The sequence below is a fragment of the Candidatus Nitrosocosmicus sp. R genome, from assembly GCF_054408505.1.
Genome location: NZ_CP167090.1, coordinates 2,386,093 through 2,403,121 on the forward strand (window position 1 = coordinate 2,386,093; position 17,029 = coordinate 2,403,121).

Here is a 17,029-nt window from a genome sequence, read left to right on the forward strand (position 1 = left end):
AGAAACTGAGACTAAAGAGGAGCATATCTGTATCTATTGGAAGTGAAATGTTGAATTAACACGCATGGACATATACCATACCCATATTCTCGTGCTCTAGTAGAGTGGGATCATAAAACTAGGTATGGAGGATATGTTTAAGACAGAAATTTCGGAACTCGATGCCAACAAGATGAAATCAAGGTTAAGAAAGAGAAAGATAACTTGTTTATGAATCCGAGTTTGGGACTCTTAAAGTCTTTGATTATGTCGATTATTTCTTTTCATCTAAATACGTTAGTGCAATTTTACGATGGAATCTCCTGACATATTACTGCTATAATCCCAAACGGACTAAAATCCTCAGATCTATCCAAATTATTCTAATTTAAATATGCAATAGGACCTTAAACAACCGATGAACGCATCACATAAACTTTTTGGAATATTCGCAATCCATAGCCCAGAGTCTTGTCCGCTTAATAATACTAAAAGTAAAGAGATCTTTAAAGAAATACACAAGAAGCTAAAATCAAATGCTGTAAAATATGGAGTCAAAGAAATTAATGGATTTTATATGTCCGTACTAGAGCATGAATGGTTTATTCTGGTTCAATCAAATAATGCTCATGATATTGAACAGCTATGTATCGAATCTGGGATATCATCTTTTAATACAGTAAAGATTGTGCCTCTGACAGACTATCAAGATGTCCTAAGCAGAATTAATCAGAATCAATAAATGGATATTTACTATCTTTATTTTCATCCTTTGTGGCTTTTTATATTCGTATAAATGCTAGACTAACTATACTAATTTCATTTTGTCATGCGAGAATTTATGCTGAAAATAGATAATAATAGCACTAACTGCTGTATAGGTTTTACCACTCCCAGTCGCCTTTTGAATCAAGGCGCTGGATTTATTGTCTGATAATGACTGTTCTAAATTCTTTATTGCCTCCATTTGTCTTAAATTTAGAGCGATGCATTTTGAAACCAACCTAGATAAGTAGGTTCAATTTTAGATTTGAAAGTAAGATATTACTTGCCTATTCCGCTCTTTAGATTGTCCTTGGAAAATATGAGAGTCAGAATACTTTTCTCCAAAACCAGATTGTGCACCTACATTATTACCAGAGTTTTCTTGAACCTAGATATTGATGTTGTTGCCTGAATCAATTATTTCTTCAAAATTAGAACCCAGGGTTATGGTGACGCTATCGGGTTTACTTACCAAACCCTGCTTGTTTGTCACAACCGGTTCAAAATGCAAATGTATGTTGGAATATGGTTCGGGGTGCTGTAAAGATTCAATTTACAGCTGTTGAGTTACTCAGAGTGACTCCAAGTCCGTTTGATCGAGTCCACTATAAAGTCAGTGTTTCATTCCTTGGGTCAGTACCACCATGGTCTTCTAAATGCACTGTCACACCAGAGTCTACAGTCTGGTCAAGTCCATCATCTGCAATCGGCACTATTGACCCAATTACAGAGACTGGGTTTGAATTTGTGCTTGCTGCGTACATGTTACCATTATCCTAATTGTAGGCTGTTACCTGTGGAGACCCTCAAACTGGTATGGTTCATAATACCTCATTAGTATCTGAATCAGGTTCTTTTACAAACATTATTTTGGTGGAAGTTTTTCCTCTTCCTGCTCCTCTTCAGTATGAAGCAATATGTACACTCCTGCTGCTATTAGTCCACCAGCAATTGGTGCTACCCAATAAATCCACTGATAAGCAAAATCCCAAGTTATTAAGGCAGGACCAAAGGAGCGAGCTGGATTTAATGACCCTCCAGTAATTGAGCCTCCGAATATAACATTGAATCCGAGAGTAAAACCTATGGCTATTCCAGCCAATGGAACTATCTTAAAGTTTTTTGAAGTGGTTGTGGCCAATACAACATATACCAATGTAAATGTCATTACTGTTTCTAAGATAAGGGCTCTTACAATGTTGCCGTCGGAAGGTAATGTTACACTAGCTGACATTTCAGAGCCAAAAATTGAATAGACAACTGCAGCTGCAAGCACGGCACCAATAATCTGAGCAATGATGTACACAACTGCTTCCTTTCTACCAATTTTCTTGGCCACTAAGAGACCTATTGTAACTGCAGGATTGACCTGTGCACCAGAACGATATCCTATGGCATATACAATAGCTGTTAAGACTAGAGCATGAACCAAACCTATTCCAATTACTCCTAATTGTCCGCTATCAGAATAGACGGTTGCAGCAGAAGCAATTGCATATACTAAAATAAAAGTACCTACAATCTCTACCAAAAATTTGTTTCTTAAAGACGGTCGGAAAATCTTTTGAACGTCTTTATCCATGTTCCATACTAATAGTCGCAAATATATTTAAATGATGGTATAATCCCAATTTTAGAGAATCAATGTCTTTTGAGTTGAGATAATTGATAAAATTAGAACATTATATTATGATTATTATTCATGTGATCAAATCCCGCTTGAAAAGTGCAAAGTGCGGGATTTGAACCATAGTCTTTTGGAATCCTTTTATAACAAATGATTAAAAATCATTATCAGGTATTAATTCACAAATTAATTCACAAATTATAAGAATCTTGGAATCTTACAAATTGTCGAAAATTCTCAAATAATTCAATTGCCATGACTTAAAATACGACTAACAAAATAAAATTCAAAATGCAGCGCTCCCTATGACATTATTACCACTGATTTCAATGATAATTTTAAGCACTATGACTATAGGTAATGTAGATGCACGAAAAATGAATACTGCTACATGTACCAGTAATAATGATGGAACCGTCGGTACAGTAATTTGTTTTGCATTAGATCAGGACACTATGGTTCAATGGTGTACTACCTGTGTTAATACTAAACCCCCTAGTAACTGTTCAGAAGCAGAACAGCAATTTCATACCAAGGGTGGGGAAAATGCGAATCCAAACAATGGTGGGGTACCAAGTAGCGACGACTCAAGCAATCAAGGCTGCTCAAATACTGCTGATCCAGACAAGATTATTGATGGAGGAACATTCAATGATGATGGCAGTTCAAGCAATTCGGGTGACTCAAATGGAGGGATTGATTCGAACAAAATCAATAGCGGTGCAGTATTTAATCAATAAGAATATCGCAGGAATCATATATAAATAACGTTTCTTATTTTACTTATCTATGGAGGTGCGGGATTTGAACTGTATATTGTATCAGACAAACACTAGTCAATTATTGACAATATCATGAAATACTTAATTACAGGCATTAGAAGGGTTCTAATGAATAAAGTTTGGGTTATGCATCTTGCCTATTGAAAACTGAAAAACAAAATTAAGACAAATAAGATATACTTGCTTTAGAATCAAATGATCATGTCTGAAAATATCCATATCAGAGCTGAATTCATCATAGAAAAAGATAATGTAGAACAATTTAGAAAACTGATAAGAGAAATGAGCAATGTAGTTGAGACCAACGAACCAAGCACATTAGTGTATCAGTTCTATCTTAACGGAGATGGAACAAAATGTATGGTCCATGAAACATATGTAGATTCCAAGGCTGTGATATCTCACAATGATAGCACGGCTTCAAAAACAATTCTCCCTAGAATATTTAACATAGCCAAATTAAGAACACTTGACGTTTATGGTAATCCCAATAATGAATTGAAAAAGTTGTTGGCAGGTTTCAATTCACAGATATTTAATTTGTATATAGGATTCAGTCGGAAAAACGAATAATATGTCTTATCAAGATACTAAATATTTATTTTCAATCACAATCACTTTATATGCTAACGCTTATTGTTATAGTTAGTGTTTTTAATCAATCAAAATCAGCACCATTTATAGTTTTAAGCGTATTTTTTGGTACATTCTTGATTTTATCAGCATACTTATCGTCGTTTGATTCATCTCTTTTTCATGATGCTTTGGCCCAATCTGATATTCAAACTGTCAAATATAGAAATCTAACACTAGATCTTGGTAACGGAGTAACAACAAACGCTCAGTTATCTTATCCCGCAATAGGTAAAGGACCATTTCCGGCAGTGTTGCTTATTCCTGGCTCTGACGCAGTTGACATGAACGAAACCTTGGGCGTAAATATCAAACCATTCTGGCAAATATCTCAATATCTTTCTGAGAGGGGATTTGCGGTACTAAAGTACGATAAAAGAGGTGTTGGTGAAAGTTTCACTATTTTGAACCCAAATGTATGGGGAAATAATACAGTCAATGATCAAATTCAAGATAGCAAGAAAGCCTTGAATGTTCTCGTACATCAGCCTGAAGTAGATCCAAATAGGATAAGTATAATTGGCCATAGCGAAGGTACACTTTATGCTCCAAGAGTCGTGGTTGATAATTCGACAAAGATAAGCAACATTCTACTTATGGGTGTCCTAGCCCAAAACCCTTTAAAAGAGAGTACTATCAAGACGTTTCCTTACCATTAGAATACACTATGCAAGTATTAGATAAAAATCACACCGGATTGATATCTATACAGCAACTAGTAACGAATTATTTATTAAAGAACTTTTTGCTGTCTTCTTCAGTTTTGCATACTAATGATACCAAAGACATTACTAATACTTTAGTTAAGGAATTTGGTACTAGTGGGTACATACATATTGATGAACAACTTAAACCATTTCTGACAAAAGGCTATGAAAACATTACGGCATTCAATTTGCTAAAATGTAATACTCTTGGAGTATGTCCTATATTATGGAAATCTTTATCTAATATGACAACAAATTTCAGCTTAATTGGTAACGTATCTAACTCCACAGGCATTCTAATACTTAATGGGAAAAATGATGCTCAAACACCAGTTCAACAAGCATTTTTATTGCATCAGAAGCTTAATGAAGTAAATCATACTGACCATACATTAATAACATAGCCCGACCTTGGACACGTTTTTTATCCATCATCAAAATGGCAAACAGGGATCGGACCTATCCAACCTAATGTTTTGGCAGATTTATATTCATGGTTGGAGTCCCATTCAAGATAGTAAATGGAGTTTTATTTCGCTTTTTATCAGACAGGACAATGTATTGTCATAAACCTCGTTCTTTAGCAATAACCTATTAAAATGAATTGAATTGCATAAAAACATGCTACTAAGAAAATTATATTGTCAATAAACAGTTAATTTGAGCATAATAGAGAGCGAAGTGCTATATTTGAACCAGTTTCTATGACATGATTAGCCAAGGTTTAATTTACCATAGTTAACAACAATAAGGAACGGGTTCAAAATTATATATGCTTTAATGTTTTCATACTAATCGACTTTTGAGGATTCATCATTTTCTCTCTATTGTGTGCTATACACACTAATTGATTTTTTTCAGTTGCGGTGCGGAAACGAAAAAAAAGAATCAAGATAAACAGATGAAAATAATTTATTCTATCAATATTAGAAAAATAAATATTCAATGTCCCCTTATGGTTCTATTTAAATTGATGAATTAGACTATTATAGTATGAAATATTATCTTTTAGGCAAGAGCGGCCTTAGAGTTTCAGAGATTTGTCTTGGTACAATGACATTTGGTAAAGAATGGGGATGGGGCGCCTCTAAAGAAGAATCTCGCAAGATCTTTGATGCATACGTAGATTCTGGTGGTAATTTTATTGACTCTGCTAACATATACACGGACGGAACAAGCGAAAAATATGTTGGAGATTTTGTTTCCTATGATAGAGATAGATTTGTTATTGCAACTAAGTATACTTCTAATACAAGAGCAGGAGATCCCAATGCTGGGGGAAACCATCGAAAGAACATGGTACAATCGTTAGAAGCGAGTTTGAGGAGGCTAAATACGGACTACATTGATCTTTATTGGGTACATGCATGGGATCAAACAACCCCGGTAGAAGAGATGATGCGAGCACTAGATGATATGGTCAAATCAGGCAAGATCCTGTACATCGGAATTTCAGATGCTCCAGCATGGATTGTCTCACAGGCTAATACTCTTGCAAATCTTAAAGGTTGGACAGAGTTTGCGAGCATTCAGATAGAATATAGTTTGATTGAAAGGACTTCGGAGCGAGAATTACTTCCTATGGCAAATGCACTTGATATAGGAATAACAGCATGGTCTCCGTTAGGAAGTGGAGTCCTGACAGGAAAATATAACAAATCAAGTAATAAAGAGCATAAAAATAATACAGTAAATAAAGATTACAAACAGAAAGAGAATACAACTAATGATGTTAATACTAGTACTAGTTCATCATCATCAAAGTTCGATCAGCAGACTAGTAATAGACTAAATGTAGCAAATTTTTCAGAATTGTCAAATACTTTACTCAAAGAAAGAAATTTGAGAATTGCTGAAGAGGTTATAAGTATTGCTCAGGAGATTAAGCATACACCTTCCCAAGTTGCACTTAATTGGATAAGACAGTCGAAAAAGATAGTTCGAAATAAGATAATACCAATAATAGGGGCAAAAGACCTTCTACAGATAAATGATAACTTGGCATGTATGGAATTTGTGTTATCTGATGATCATATACAAAGATTAAATGAAGTAAGTAAGATAGAACTTGGCTTTCCACATGATTTCCTATCCTCTGATGCAATTAGGAATATAATTTACGGAGGAACTTACTCGTCATTATATAATCATAGAAAATTCAATTAAAGCAAGAGTATGGACAGTTTTGGTTGTTCTTGATTGGTGGGTTGGTGGTTCGGTCTCCTCAATTCTTTTTTTACTCATTCTCGCTCAAATTGTTTCTACCCTCCTATTATCTATTTCAGTTAATGTTCCTATGTAATTCATATATGGATGATAATACCTCTCAAATATAATTATGTAATTTTATACTCATGGAGAAAAAAGCCATTATTGTCTCTATATTTGCAATATTATTAACTACTGGAATTTCAGCATTAATCCCTGTTAATATGACATACGCCAAACTAAACTGTACCGAACAAAAATGTACAGGTGGACAAGGAGGACAAGGAGGTGGAGCAGGAGGCAATTTTACAATTGAATGTAACACTTTTACTCAATCTGGCGTTGGAGGTTCCTCATTTTTGTCAGGAGGCGGTGGCGGACACCTTGAATCTAATTCTTAAACCGGCGATTTCTCCAGAAGTGGCGGTAGTTCTGATACAGGAGGAGGACCATGTACTGGTAACCTAAATGAAGGAGAACTGGAGTGCACGGGGAAAGATTAAATTATTTTTATTTTTATTCACAAATCCCTTAATTTTTGATTTAGAATTGTATGGATTTATGAATATTCAAAGTTCTTGATGATGAATAAATTGGAAATAATATTGATTTATTATTTATTTTGATTTTTTCGCATGATCAAGGATGAATCGTCTTATTTGAATACTCAGGCTAATTAATTCTAGAAGTTAGTCGATCAGTTCTAGAATCTACTAATGTCTAAATTTAGACGAGTAATCCAAAATATGAGGTATTACAAAACTATTTCTTTCAAATCCCGCTTAAAAAGTGCGAGGTGCGGGATTTGAACCCGGTTCTTGTTTTGTCCAGTTCAAATCCCTTTGCTTAAGGAGAGAGAAAGAGAACCCGCGATCCCTCTATCTTTAGTTATGGTCGTAGAGTGATAATTTGATCAAGATAATCTTCTTACAAGATTACACCCTCTTTATATACTTCCTTGATTGAATTTGGTTATGAATAATAATAGACAGGCAAGAAAAGATTATCTTTTCATTATAGTATTCATTTATACTCTAATTTTCTCAAGTATGACCATGATCAATGGCTTTACTAATATAGTGGATGGACAAACGAATGTTACCCAGACCAATTCAAGCAACACCACGAACTTGGTAAATACCCAAGACATTCCATTAGATAAAGTCCGTGTTGGAGATATTGAAATGGCGTATAAAATGTTTGGTAAAGGAGATCCCTTGATACTTCACAATGGTGCTTCTGATCATATGGATGCATGGGATCCAGCCCTTTTAAGCAGACTAGCATCAAATAACACAGTAATTATTTTTGATAGTCGTGGAATAGGAAATACCACTGCAGGTACCGAACCGTATTCTATTCAGTTACTTGGTAATGATACTGCTGGTTTAATGGACGCTTTGAAAATACAAAATGCAAACGTTTTAGGATATTCTCTAGGTACATTTACAACCCAACAGTTTGCAATTACGCATCCTGATATGGTTAGTAGTGTTATACTTATTGCTGGAACCTGTGGTGGGAAAGATGGTATACCTAAACCGACTGAGTTTATGAAATCGATGTCCGAAATGGCAAATAAGTCTTCAAACAATGAATCCATGACGCAGGAGGATTTCAAATCCCTTGTAACTGCCTCATTAGGATCGGGATGGGTAAAACTGCATCCTGAATCTGCTGATATTCCAGAAAATATGACACTAGCAGCAGCAAAGCCTGGTCTTTCCCCTGAAGCAGTGAATAATCAGATGAACGCTGGATTTGCTTGGGAGGCAACCAACTGGAATGGTGTTTGTGACGACCTTGCGAAAATAGACAAGCCCCTGTTAACTATAACAGGAACAGACGACAATGAATATGTCCCACATGAAAACTCTTTAGTCATTGCAAACAAGGTTCCAGGAGCATGGGTTGTACAGATAAAGGATGCTGGTCATGCAGTTCCGGATCAATATCCTGAGGAAGTCGGTAACATAATAGAAACATTCTTGTCGACTGTAAAATAGTAGGAGACTAATCAGGAAACAAGAATTAGATATTAATTTCGTACGCAATGTAGACAAGCGGGTTCAAATCCTTATCTGAAGAAAGGAGAAGGAGTGCGAGGTGAGGGATTTGAACCCTAAGTGATTATTATGATCTTGTTTTCACAAAAATTGAAACCAAATAGATGAAAAATTCTGCCATTCTGATTCTTAGATTTGCCATCATTCTTCCTGTATCATTTGTTAAATTAATTGCATGTAATCCATTTAGGTTGGATTATCTATGCTCAATTCGAGTAGGATTAATATCGATTCCAGTAGATCTTAACAAAAAGGGGTAATTTTTGGATATTTCCTTTAGGTTTGGAAATTGCACTGAGCTCTCGTATCTACACTTCCTCGATTTATTAAATCATTTATTGTTTTTCTTGAGAAATCAAAGGCCTTCCCATTAATGTCATCGCTACTCTCTAGAGATTGACCCTCTCCATATCCTATTCTTTGTAGTTTGTTTATTGTTACTCTTCCCTCAATTAGTTTTCTTATTTCTCTTGGACTGCCATTTCTACTCATGCTAACTAACTTGTTTGCTAATGGTTTTTCCAACTCTCTATAGATAGAGTCGTTTGATGGATAATTGCGGTCTGACCTAATCATGTCCATTAAAGAATTTATTATGTTAATATAATCAGATACCATTGATGTTACCTTTTCATCATGCTTTGATTTATCATGAAATAACACATTCTGGACCCGGTTATTGATAGAATCCGGGTCCTCAGGGACTCCCTGTTCTTTGGTGGGGTACAAAATACCTATATACACCTCTAAGGATGGAACATTATCTAAGCCTTTAACCTTATACCAATAGTCCCTGTGTGATTGAATAACTTCTCTTAAAGGCGTATTACTAAGGTAATAACCATCCATAAATATTCTATTATACTGTTTTCCTTCCGGAATTTCATCATCAATGACTTCACCTGTAATAGCGAGCAGTTCTGGGAATTTGTATCTTAGATGAGAAGACATGGTGGTTAGGAGATGCTCCATCTTTATTCCATCCGGATATTTTATTACATGCTTTGATTTACTATCCTCATCGCCATATACGGACATTCTTTGGTTGTACTTCTTTGGATAGCTATCAAATGTTATGGTTGTTGCATCTTGTACATCTACACCTACCAATAACAATCTTGGTTCCCCTTCATCGGTCTTTATTGGATTTTTTGAATCATCCCAAAACTTTCGAATTGTTTCTACAATAGGGGAATTATCAAACCGTAATATATAATTAAAAGGATTTAGAAATCTAAAATCCGGTTGGTATATCGGAGGAGACAGAACCTTATGAGTTCCCCAAGGAAGATAAGCAAATTGATACCATGACCAATATCTTCTGAATGCCTCACCTGAGGCTAATCTTCCCAATTTATCTGGCCACATATAATAGTAAGACAATAGTGGTGATTGTTCCCTCAAATTGCCAAATATGTTATCAAAAGGCTTTAATGTATTAACCCAAAAGTTGTTGACTCCTTCTCTTAGCTTGGATGAAGCGTATAGCCAGCCTTGTAGAAATGGATTTTCATATTGAGGAGTGTCTATTGATACCTCTTGCCAGAATCGATAAAGGGTCTCGTCTGACCCCTTCCAAGGATTTTCCTCATCCTTATTTTGTAGAACGTGATTGACTATCAGGGTTGCGTTTATTGCGCCTGCCGAGGTACCAGCAACGATATCAAATAAAGGTCTATTTTCTTTTACTTCCCACTTAAGACCCTCATACAGTGACTTATAGATTCCTGCCTCGTAGGCTCCCAATGCCCCTCCTCCTTGGAATACAAGAGCTCTTTGTTGTAACGGTCTGGAATTGCTATGTTTACTGTATGTTGGAGGATTTGACATATCCTACAAAGAATGACCCTAAAAATAAAGGTTTTGGTAATAAATTACAATTATCTTCACTTAAATAAAAATCCACCATATGGTGTTATATCAAATACTTTTTTGATGACCAGTGTTTATGTTTTCATAGTTCATTTGGATTCTGCAGCCATTAACATGGCAACAGATTCCTCTTTGCGAAGAACAATTGCAAAATCGTCACAAAAGGAGGTCGATTTCCTACTGTTATTAGGTCTTACCGAGGCTGAAGGTATTGTAACAAATAAGATCGAAAGTATCAGTAAACTAGTTTACAATAACATTCAGTACGATAATCTTTGCTATTTCCTCCGAACCAAATAACGTTAGAGAATATGTTAATCAGGTAGTAAAGAATTGTGGAAGATAGATCCAGATGTACTTCAAAAAGCAAAAGATAAACACGATGGAAAAAATCATAAATAAAGAAATATGATCTTTAATTACGCTCCTACTCTCTAATTAGACATTTTTAATAATGTTATTACATGACATGTCGCAATTAATAGTTTTTTATCCTTACCCAGTATCAGTTATATTGATTGAAGAGAATTTTTCCTTCTTGATATATTACCAATTTATTATTACGTTCATTGACTCGGACATCAGGACGGCATCATAAATATTGATGACTAATTCTGATCAAAAAGATATTTCTTTTAGTATTGTGAATTAATATATTATATTCTTTATTATCATGTGAGCAATGTTTCTTTCTTCTTTTGTTACCTTACTAAGACTTCTAAACATATTCCAAAGTATTGTTGGAAACTATTGTAAAGTAAGAATGCTTCTGACCGACAATTCTATTTAGAACAATAATAGAAACTTTCTTCTTTTGTGTAATGTGCAACTTGTTACAGTTACATCCCGTCAAAGAATCACAAACAGGGGTTTCATATGCATACGTAATCTCCTCGCCTATATGACCAGAGATGAATGCAAACTTTATGAATAAATCAACACCACCATCAATCGCTAATGCCTTGTGGACCATTGTTTTAATAAAACCTTCATCTGCTAACCATACACGATCATGGATACGCATTTTCTTATTTAGCTTGTAACTTCGGATTATTTCTTCAATCAGGATTTTGAGTTCGGGACTATGCATCATTCTATCACAGTATATCCCGAACTTGCGCATAGCGTCACATATCCATGCACGCTTGTGTCCACTTTCAGAAGCTATAAGATTTGGTTTTGTGAAGAAAATGTCAACATATCTTTCATAATAACGAACTAGATCCTTAGCATGTTTCTTATAGACATACTTCTTTGATAGTCCTTGAAGCATGTCTTCACGATCGATATTCTTGTGGAATGTAGGACTAAATTCTCCTGTCAAAGGATCTGATATCTTCCTCCATCTTTTTGATGAACAGGATATTTTCCGTCAATCCAGGCATGAACGAATTCACTAAACGTTTTAAATCCATTCATGTTTAATTTGCTGTTCAAAACTGCCACGTCATTCTCCTTTAATCTGACAGTAACACTTTTCCAATGCTGTATTTTTTTATGGATTTGTATTTGTTCATTCATACCTGAATAAAGATATACTGAGCTTTAGCTTTTTCGTCAACAATTTACGAACAGATGTCAACAATTTAAGCTTCTTAACGAAGATCCCATTCGTCAATAAACCACATGTCAACAATATCATCAACAAATATACAATTTCAATCATAAATGAGGTGCTAAGTGCGGGATTTGAACCCGATATGTATATGTCACCTATCTACCTGTCACAAATTATTTTCATTCCCATCACCCACCTATTTCTTTATTAAATCAAGATCAATTGCATGCAGTTCTTTTACATTACCCAATGCATAATCGGGATTTGGATAAAATTCGATCGTACAAACTTTGGATTCATGTGGTCGGATCTCCACAAGACAAGGCGATTCATCATAGATAAGTTGAAGGCCAACATCCATCGACAGGTAACTTTCCCCGGATGCACAGTGTGTTTTACAGAAGTATTCCCACCTTTTAGACAAAGAGGATTTGCCAGATATGATGTCATGGTATTGTCTCCATTATCTACCTCGGTCTGAACACAAACAGATATGGAATTAATGGCTTTTCCATAATCAGCTGTAAAATTGACAGCTCCAGTTGCTATTGTTAGGTAACCGTTGGCAGTAAAAAGAGTGCTGTCACTAGGTAATTCTTGTACACCTTTTATAGGAGTAGCAAAGCAGGATTATCAAGTGGTCGCTCACCAAGTCCCCTACTCCCACTTAAAGTATTTGGTTGCAATTGATTGTTATTTTGAAGTTTCAGATCTTGTGAAGATTCGGTGCTTGTCCCCTGAGAGTCAGTCGTTGTTGTTTGAGTAGGGACTGGACAACCCTCTGGTACATCATCAGATTGATTCTCCAGAGTAGGACGTGGTCCGGGACAACCATTTTCATCAATTAAACTAGTCCCTTCAATTGTTTCATTTGAACAAGCATTGTTTTGCTCGGATTGGGTATCAGACGATTGATCATTATTATCAGTCGACTCTTCGTCAGTATTACTATCTTGCGATTGATCCTCCTTGGATATATCGATATATTAATAGCCTCTCCAAGCATTGATCTTAGAAGATAGGTTTCTCATACTACTTTAGAAAATTCTATAGGAGCAATATATAAGAAAAACCTCACTTGAAATTTTATAATTAGTTAATTGTAGTTGTAGTTTTCAATTTTGGTATTCATGTAGAACTGTGCTTGTTAAATGGATCAGCCTGTTCCTATAACTCAACTCCAAAAAACGAACAATGAGTTATATCATAATTATAAAGTTTGGATCCTTTCTCAATTCTATGGATCCATCATGCTCTACCATCTCTACCCATCCTTATTTAATGGCAAAGTAAAGGTAAATGTTGCTCCTGTATCATCCTTGTTATTTTCTGCCCATAAGTCTCCATCGTGTGCCACAACAATCTTTTTTGAGATATACAATCCCAAACCCATACCTTGATACGAGTTAGTGGTAAACGTGGTAAACAATTTCTGAAAAATCTCTTTATCAATCCCGACACCTGCATCCTTTACTTTCAAAATAACCATTTCCTTACTACTTGCATTATGCATATTGATTACCTTACTTTCAGCTTTTATTGATATTGAAACCAAGTCGGAGGAAAACTTTATTGAATTACTAATCAAATTAGAAATAACTTGGCTTATCCTACTTTTATCTCCAAAAACGACCAAAGTATCAGGGATTTCATATGTGATTTTTATATTTTTATTATCAGTACAATTTTGATAATCTCTTATCATATCTGGTATTATTTCCTTAAATGTAAAATTTTCTTTAATGAGCGTAAGAGAATTACTTTCAATTTTTGCTACGTCTAAGATATCTTCGGATAGTTTCTTTAATCTTTTTGCATTTCTGTTTAAGATATCGAGAAATTCCCTAAGTTCATGATCTTTTATTCTACTTTTAACAAAGTCCGATACATTAATTATTGGCTGTATTGGTGTTCTTAATTCATGGGCGGCTACATTAATGAATTCCTTTTGCATTCTGTCATTGACTTGTAATTGTTCATACAACTCTATTTGCTTCCAAATAACGTCGAATATTGCAGCATATGTTAATACAGTGGGTAAACTATTAGAATAAGTTGCAAACCCTATTGCTTCTGCAACTGTATGCTTGGCATCATCCCTTAGCTCTACAACTATCGAATATCTTCTATCAACCACCAAAATTGATACTTGAGATATCGGATCCATAAATCTAAAATGAATATTTAGATTGTTGGCTAGACCTTTACATGTTGCTTCTATTTCATTATCCTTAGGTATCAGCACTTTCATTTTTACATTGGGGTTAGAGTCTGTTATTTCTTTAAGAATTCGTATAGATCCATTGTGCTCTAGTCTGTGAAAAGCATTAGCGGTAGAGAAGATAATTAAAATCTCCTCTTTTACAGACCTCAAAAGATCAACGAGTTTGTTTTGTAAGACCACAGGGTCATTTATAGATTCAATGACTTCAGGAATTATACCCTTCTCGATTTCCTTTATTTTTTTCTCACCTGGAACTGCTGTTCTCCATAAGGTATCAAAGATATATTGACCCTGTTCAATCACTTCTTTTACATTGCTATAGATAACTTGGGTAAGAGGAGTACTTTCTTGAAGAACTGTGGTAGCCATATATTCTGACTCGCTGACGGCAACTCCACCTCTAACGCCATCTAGATGCCGGAGTTCATCAACAAGATTTATCAGATCTTTACAGTTACCGACATTTTCTTTTGTAATCTCTGTAAATGCCCTTATCTTCCCTCCCCTGTTACGAATATTTAGATATCCATCTCTATATTCTTTAATCTCTACTACAATTGATGGAGCACTTTTGTCAAAATATATATCCATCCTTTCTTTGACGTTTTCCATAAAATATATTCCCCTCCCCACCGCTTTCTCGACGCCATAAAGAATCTCTGAGCTTTTATCCTTGGTTTGAGGGAAGGAAGGAATACCCGTAATGTTTCATCTAAATATTATGTTTAAGATATAAAAATATGCCGCTGCAAACACTTTAGTACGAAACTGTCATAGTTCATTAATTCTCCTATTTTCAAGTAACTTTTAATTAAAGAAGTTGCTTTGAGACATAGGCATAACAAATTTTTAATAAAATGGACTAGTAATACAATATAGTGGATGAAATAACTCTCAAGCAGTTAAAAGAGTCCAATTATTATCATCCTGTAATTACTGACGTTATCCATGATTATAAGATAGTGCTTGAAATGGTCGCAGATGGATTGAATTCGACCGAATTAGGATATAACACAGTTTGGGATGCTGAAATGTGTAAATGGGCTTCCAAATATTTTGTAGAAGGATTAGAATTAGTAAAACAGAGAATCAAAGGAAAGGGCATAAAATGTAGACTAATTACTGAAGTGAATACAGAAAATGAAGGATTTCTTAATACCTTACCTTTCGTAGAAATTAGACATTTAGATGGATTGAGGGGAAATTTTGGCATCCGTGACGAGAAGGGATACATGGCGTTTGTTCTTCACAAAAAGAATGATGAATTTCTGCAGACATACTTTAGTAATTCTAAAGTCCTTGCAGAGGAACAAATGCAATTGTTTGAAGAATTGTGGAGTATGGCCATACCATTTTCTACAAGAATAAAAGAATTAGAGTATGAAGTTAAAAGAGACACTTAGAAAACCATGTCAGATTTTGAAAATATTCAAGGAGAGTTAGAATCGTTGCTCATAACATGTAAGAAGGACCTGACAATATTTTCATCCAACAAAATTCTTTGCTATCCTAAATAAAGGTAAATTTATTGATTATTTACCAAAGATACTCCAAAAAAGAAGCATCAATCAAAATTCTCATGGAGGATGTAGACGAATATTTGACAAGACAAATTGCTTCCATAAATGCGTCAACACAAGTCAATCCAATCCAAATCGGATACACGAATAAGATTGCAGAAATAAATGAAATGGTCATAATATTTGATAGTAAACACGTGCTTCATGTCAACTATGATCCAAACAACAAACTAGTTGCAACATACTCAAATGAGGAACACAGGGTATTGATTCGAGTTAATGTTTGAAAAGCATTGGAATGAAGTAAAAAGCCTGGATATCATGAATAACAACTAATAAATCCAATAACATTGATAATACTGATCTTTACTCGGGATCAAGGACGAACCGCTTTATTTGAACCCGCGGCTGTCATTGTTTTCTTTAGTTTATTAAAAAAATATTCAAACAAGATATGGTTGAACAAGGCTTAGCCATGTTAAAATAAGCATAAAAAAATTACATGACCTATTAGATTTGTCTAAGACAATACAAAATATCAAAATAGAGCGATCTCCATGATAGTATTAGTATTGATTTCAATGATAGTAATAAGCACCATGACCATAGGTAATACAGATGCACGAAAAATGGGTACTTATTCTTGCACCTATCATCTTGATGTGGTAAGATGCTGTGCAATAGACCTTGACACTATGAAAACATGGTGTACTTATTGTAAAAATACCAGCCCACCTAGTGGATGTATACCTGCTGGAGAAGAAAGTCCTAAGGGTAACAAAAATACTAATCCAAAAAATGGCGGTGGGATGCGTAGTAATGATGAGTCAAGCAATTCCGGTGGCTCAAATACTGTTGATCCAGACAAGATTATTGAAGGAGGAACATTCAATGATGGTAGTGGTTCAAGCAGTTCGGATGGCTCAAATGGAGGCATTGATTCGAGCAAAATCAATAGCGGTACAGTATTTAATCAATAAGAATATTTCATAAACCATATTTTTTTCACTTATCTAAAAAGTTAAGGTGGAATTTGAACTCCAAAGCAGACATTAAATCCTTTGGCACTATGAGATATATTTAAATAA

General features: G+C 34.9%; 21 protein-coding genes. 13 read left to right on the forward strand and 8 right to left on the reverse strand.

The features are described from left to right. The first annotated feature begins 397 nt into the window (after positions 1-397). Positions 398-721 (forward strand): hypothetical protein, encoded by a 324-nt coding sequence (locus AAGU22_RS12315; protein ID WP_458719399.1) that lies wholly within the window; start codon positions 398-400, stop codon positions 719-721. Between the two features lie 66 nt (positions 722-787). Here AAGU22_RS12315 and AAGU22_RS12320 read toward each other — a convergent pair whose 3' ends face one another. The 3 genes from AAGU22_RS12320 to AAGU22_RS12330 all read right to left on the reverse strand — a co-directional run bounded on the left by AAGU22_RS12320 (position 788) and on the right by AAGU22_RS12330 (position 2,326). Then, positions 788-982 (reverse strand): DEAD/DEAH box helicase family protein, encoded by a 195-nt coding sequence (locus AAGU22_RS12320; RefSeq protein WP_458719400.1) that lies wholly within the window; start codon positions 980-982, stop codon positions 788-790. A 367-nt stretch (positions 983-1,349) separates the two neighbouring features. Then, positions 1,350-1,508 carry a hypothetical protein gene (locus AAGU22_RS12325; RefSeq protein WP_458719401.1) on the reverse strand — a complete coding sequence of 53 codons (159 nt, stop codon included), beginning with the start codon at positions 1,506-1,508 and terminating at the stop codon, positions 1,350-1,352. 101 nt (positions 1,509-1,609) lie between these two features. Next, positions 1,610-2,326 (reverse strand): MIP/aquaporin family protein, encoded by a 717-nt coding sequence (locus AAGU22_RS12330; protein WP_458719402.1) that lies wholly within the window; start codon positions 2,324-2,326, stop codon positions 1,610-1,612. 350 nt (positions 2,327-2,676) lie between these two features. Between AAGU22_RS12330 and AAGU22_RS12335 the strand changes: the two genes are divergently transcribed. From AAGU22_RS12335 to AAGU22_RS12365, 7 genes are all read left to right on the forward strand, one after another. Then, entirely contained in the window at positions 2,677-3,111 is a 435-nt protein-coding gene (locus AAGU22_RS12335) for a hypothetical protein (protein ID WP_458719403.1), read from the forward strand. Positions 3,112-3,354: 243 nt separating this feature from the next. Continuing rightward, complete coding sequence (locus AAGU22_RS12340; RefSeq protein ID WP_458719404.1) at positions 3,355-3,726, forward strand: putative quinol monooxygenase; 372 nt, start codon at positions 3,355-3,357, stop codon at positions 3,724-3,726. Between the two features lie 50 nt (positions 3,727-3,776). Beyond that, on the forward strand, positions 3,777-4,445 hold the full coding sequence (locus AAGU22_RS12345) for an alpha/beta hydrolase family protein (RefSeq protein WP_458719405.1): 669 nt from the start codon (positions 3,777-3,779) through the stop codon (positions 4,443-4,445). Between the two features lie 8 nt (positions 4,446-4,453). Continuing rightward, positions 4,454-4,897 (forward strand): hypothetical protein, encoded by a 444-nt coding sequence (locus tag AAGU22_RS12350; RefSeq protein ID WP_458719406.1) that lies wholly within the window; start codon positions 4,454-4,456, stop codon positions 4,895-4,897. A gap of 589 nt (positions 4,898-5,486) precedes the next feature. Continuing rightward, complete coding sequence (locus AAGU22_RS12355) at positions 5,487-6,659, forward strand: aldo/keto reductase (protein WP_458719407.1); 1,173 nt, start codon at positions 5,487-5,489, stop codon at positions 6,657-6,659. Between the two features lie 188 nt (positions 6,660-6,847). Beyond that, positions 6,848-7,102, forward strand: coding sequence for a hypothetical protein (locus AAGU22_RS12360; protein WP_458719408.1), 255 nt, complete (start codon positions 6,848-6,850; stop codon positions 7,100-7,102). A 573-nt stretch (positions 7,103-7,675) separates the two neighbouring features. Continuing rightward, the gene (locus tag AAGU22_RS12365) at positions 7,676-8,707 is read left to right on the forward strand and encodes an alpha/beta fold hydrolase (RefSeq protein ID WP_458719409.1); all 1,032 of its coding nucleotides are present in this window, start codon (positions 7,676-7,678) and stop codon (positions 8,705-8,707) included. 336 nt (positions 8,708-9,043) lie between these two features. Here AAGU22_RS12365 and AAGU22_RS12370 read toward each other — a convergent pair whose 3' ends face one another. Further along, complete coding sequence (locus tag AAGU22_RS12370; RefSeq protein ID WP_458719410.1) at positions 9,044-10,597, reverse strand: patatin-like phospholipase family protein; 1,554 nt, start codon at positions 10,595-10,597, stop codon at positions 9,044-9,046. A gap of 12 nt (positions 10,598-10,609) precedes the next feature. Between AAGU22_RS12370 and AAGU22_RS12375 the strand changes: the two genes are divergently transcribed. Further along, the gene (locus AAGU22_RS12375) at positions 10,610-10,939 is read left to right on the forward strand and encodes a hypothetical protein (protein WP_458719411.1); all 330 of its coding nucleotides are present in this window, start codon (positions 10,610-10,612) and stop codon (positions 10,937-10,939) included. 418 nt (positions 10,940-11,357) lie between these two features. Here AAGU22_RS12375 and AAGU22_RS12380 read toward each other — a convergent pair whose 3' ends face one another. The 3 genes from AAGU22_RS12380 to AAGU22_RS12390 form a co-directional block, all read right to left on the reverse strand. Next, complete coding sequence (locus AAGU22_RS12380) at positions 11,358-11,963, reverse strand: hypothetical protein (RefSeq protein WP_458719412.1); 606 nt, start codon at positions 11,961-11,963, stop codon at positions 11,358-11,360. Then, entirely contained in the window at positions 11,960-12,160 is a 201-nt protein-coding gene (locus AAGU22_RS12385; RefSeq protein WP_458719413.1) for a hypothetical protein, read from the reverse strand. Before AAGU22_RS12385 ends, AAGU22_RS12380 begins: the two co-directional genes overlap by 4 nt. 233 nt (positions 12,161-12,393) lie before the next feature. Then, positions 12,394-12,558, reverse strand: coding sequence for a hypothetical protein (locus tag AAGU22_RS12390; RefSeq protein ID WP_458719414.1), 165 nt, complete (start codon positions 12,556-12,558; stop codon positions 12,394-12,396). A 201-nt stretch (positions 12,559-12,759) separates the two neighbouring features. Here AAGU22_RS12390 and AAGU22_RS12395 point away from each other — a divergent pair, with 201 nt between their 5' ends. After that, on the forward strand, positions 12,760-12,963 hold the full coding sequence (locus AAGU22_RS12395) for a hypothetical protein (RefSeq protein WP_458719415.1): 204 nt from the start codon (positions 12,760-12,762) through the stop codon (positions 12,961-12,963). A 498-nt stretch (positions 12,964-13,461) separates the two neighbouring features. Here the strand turns inward: AAGU22_RS12395 and AAGU22_RS12400 are convergent, their stop codons facing one another. Further along, on the reverse strand, positions 13,462-15,033 hold the full coding sequence (locus AAGU22_RS12400; RefSeq protein ID WP_458719416.1) for a sensor histidine kinase: 1,572 nt from the start codon (positions 15,031-15,033) through the stop codon (positions 13,462-13,464). Positions 15,034-15,299: 266 nt separating this feature from the next. On the opposite strand from AAGU22_RS12400, the gene AAGU22_RS12405 reads away from it, so the two are divergent. The 3 genes from AAGU22_RS12405 (at position 15,300) to AAGU22_RS12415 (ending at position 16,921) form a co-directional block, all read left to right on the forward strand. Continuing rightward, a complete protein-coding gene (locus AAGU22_RS12405) occupies positions 15,300-15,824 on the forward strand; it encodes a hypothetical protein (protein ID WP_458719417.1) in 525 nt (174 codons plus the stop codon). Between the two features lie 125 nt (positions 15,825-15,949). Then, positions 15,950-16,228, forward strand: a complete 279-nt coding sequence (locus tag AAGU22_RS12410) for a hypothetical protein (protein ID WP_458719418.1) — start codon at positions 15,950-15,952, stop codon at positions 16,226-16,228. Positions 16,229-16,498: 270 nt separating this feature from the next. Beyond that, positions 16,499-16,921: a hypothetical protein gene (locus tag AAGU22_RS12415; RefSeq protein WP_458719419.1), complete on the forward strand. Its 423-nt coding sequence runs from the start codon at positions 16,499-16,501 to the stop codon at positions 16,919-16,921. Positions 16,922-17,029: the final 108 nt, after the last annotated feature.

Excerpts from the sequence above, each read along its gene's own strand:
- AAGU22_RS12315 (WP_458719399.1), top strand. The coding sequence starts at position 398 with ATGAACGCATCACATAAACTTTTTGGAATATTCGCAATCCATAGCCCA.
- AAGU22_RS12325 (WP_458719401.1), bottom strand. The coding sequence starts at position 1,508 with ATGTACGCAGCAAGCACAAATTCAAACCCAGTCTCTGTAATTGGGTCA.
- AAGU22_RS12330 (WP_458719402.1), bottom strand. The coding sequence starts at position 2,326 with ATGGATAAAGACGTTCAAAAGATTTTCCGACCGTCTTTAAGAAACAAA.
- AAGU22_RS12335 (WP_458719403.1), top strand. The coding sequence starts at position 2,677 with ATGACATTATTACCACTGATTTCAATGATAATTTTAAGCACTATGACT.
- AAGU22_RS12340 (WP_458719404.1), top strand. The coding sequence starts at position 3,355 with ATGTCTGAAAATATCCATATCAGAGCTGAATTCATCATAGAAAAAGAT.
- AAGU22_RS12345 (WP_458719405.1), top strand. The coding sequence starts at position 3,777 with ATGCTAACGCTTATTGTTATAGTTAGTGTTTTTAATCAATCAAAATCA.
- AAGU22_RS12350 (WP_458719406.1), top strand. The coding sequence starts at position 4,454 with ATGCAAGTATTAGATAAAAATCACACCGGATTGATATCTATACAGCAA.
- AAGU22_RS12355 (WP_458719407.1), top strand. The coding sequence starts at position 5,487 with ATGAAATATTATCTTTTAGGCAAGAGCGGCCTTAGAGTTTCAGAGATT.
- AAGU22_RS12360 (WP_458719408.1), top strand. The coding sequence starts at position 6,848 with ATGGAGAAAAAAGCCATTATTGTCTCTATATTTGCAATATTATTAACT.
- AAGU22_RS12365 (WP_458719409.1), top strand. The coding sequence starts at position 7,676 with ATGAATAATAATAGACAGGCAAGAAAAGATTATCTTTTCATTATAGTA.
- AAGU22_RS12370 (WP_458719410.1), bottom strand. The coding sequence starts at position 10,597 with ATGTCAAATCCTCCAACATACAGTAAACATAGCAATTCCAGACCGTTA.
- AAGU22_RS12375 (WP_458719411.1), top strand. The coding sequence starts at position 10,610 with ATGACCCTAAAAATAAAGGTTTTGGTAATAAATTACAATTATCTTCAC.
- AAGU22_RS12385 (WP_458719413.1), bottom strand. The coding sequence starts at position 12,160 with ATGAATGAACAAATACAAATCCATAAAAAAATACAGCATTGGAAAAGT.
- AAGU22_RS12390 (WP_458719414.1), bottom strand. The coding sequence starts at position 12,558 with ATGGATGTTGGCCTTCAACTTATCTATGATGAATCGCCTTGTCTTGTG.
- AAGU22_RS12400 (WP_458719416.1), bottom strand. The coding sequence starts at position 15,033 with ATGGAAAACGTCAAAGAAAGGATGGATATATATTTTGACAAAAGTGCT.
- AAGU22_RS12415 (WP_458719419.1), top strand. The coding sequence starts at position 16,499 with ATGATAGTATTAGTATTGATTTCAATGATAGTAATAAGCACCATGACC.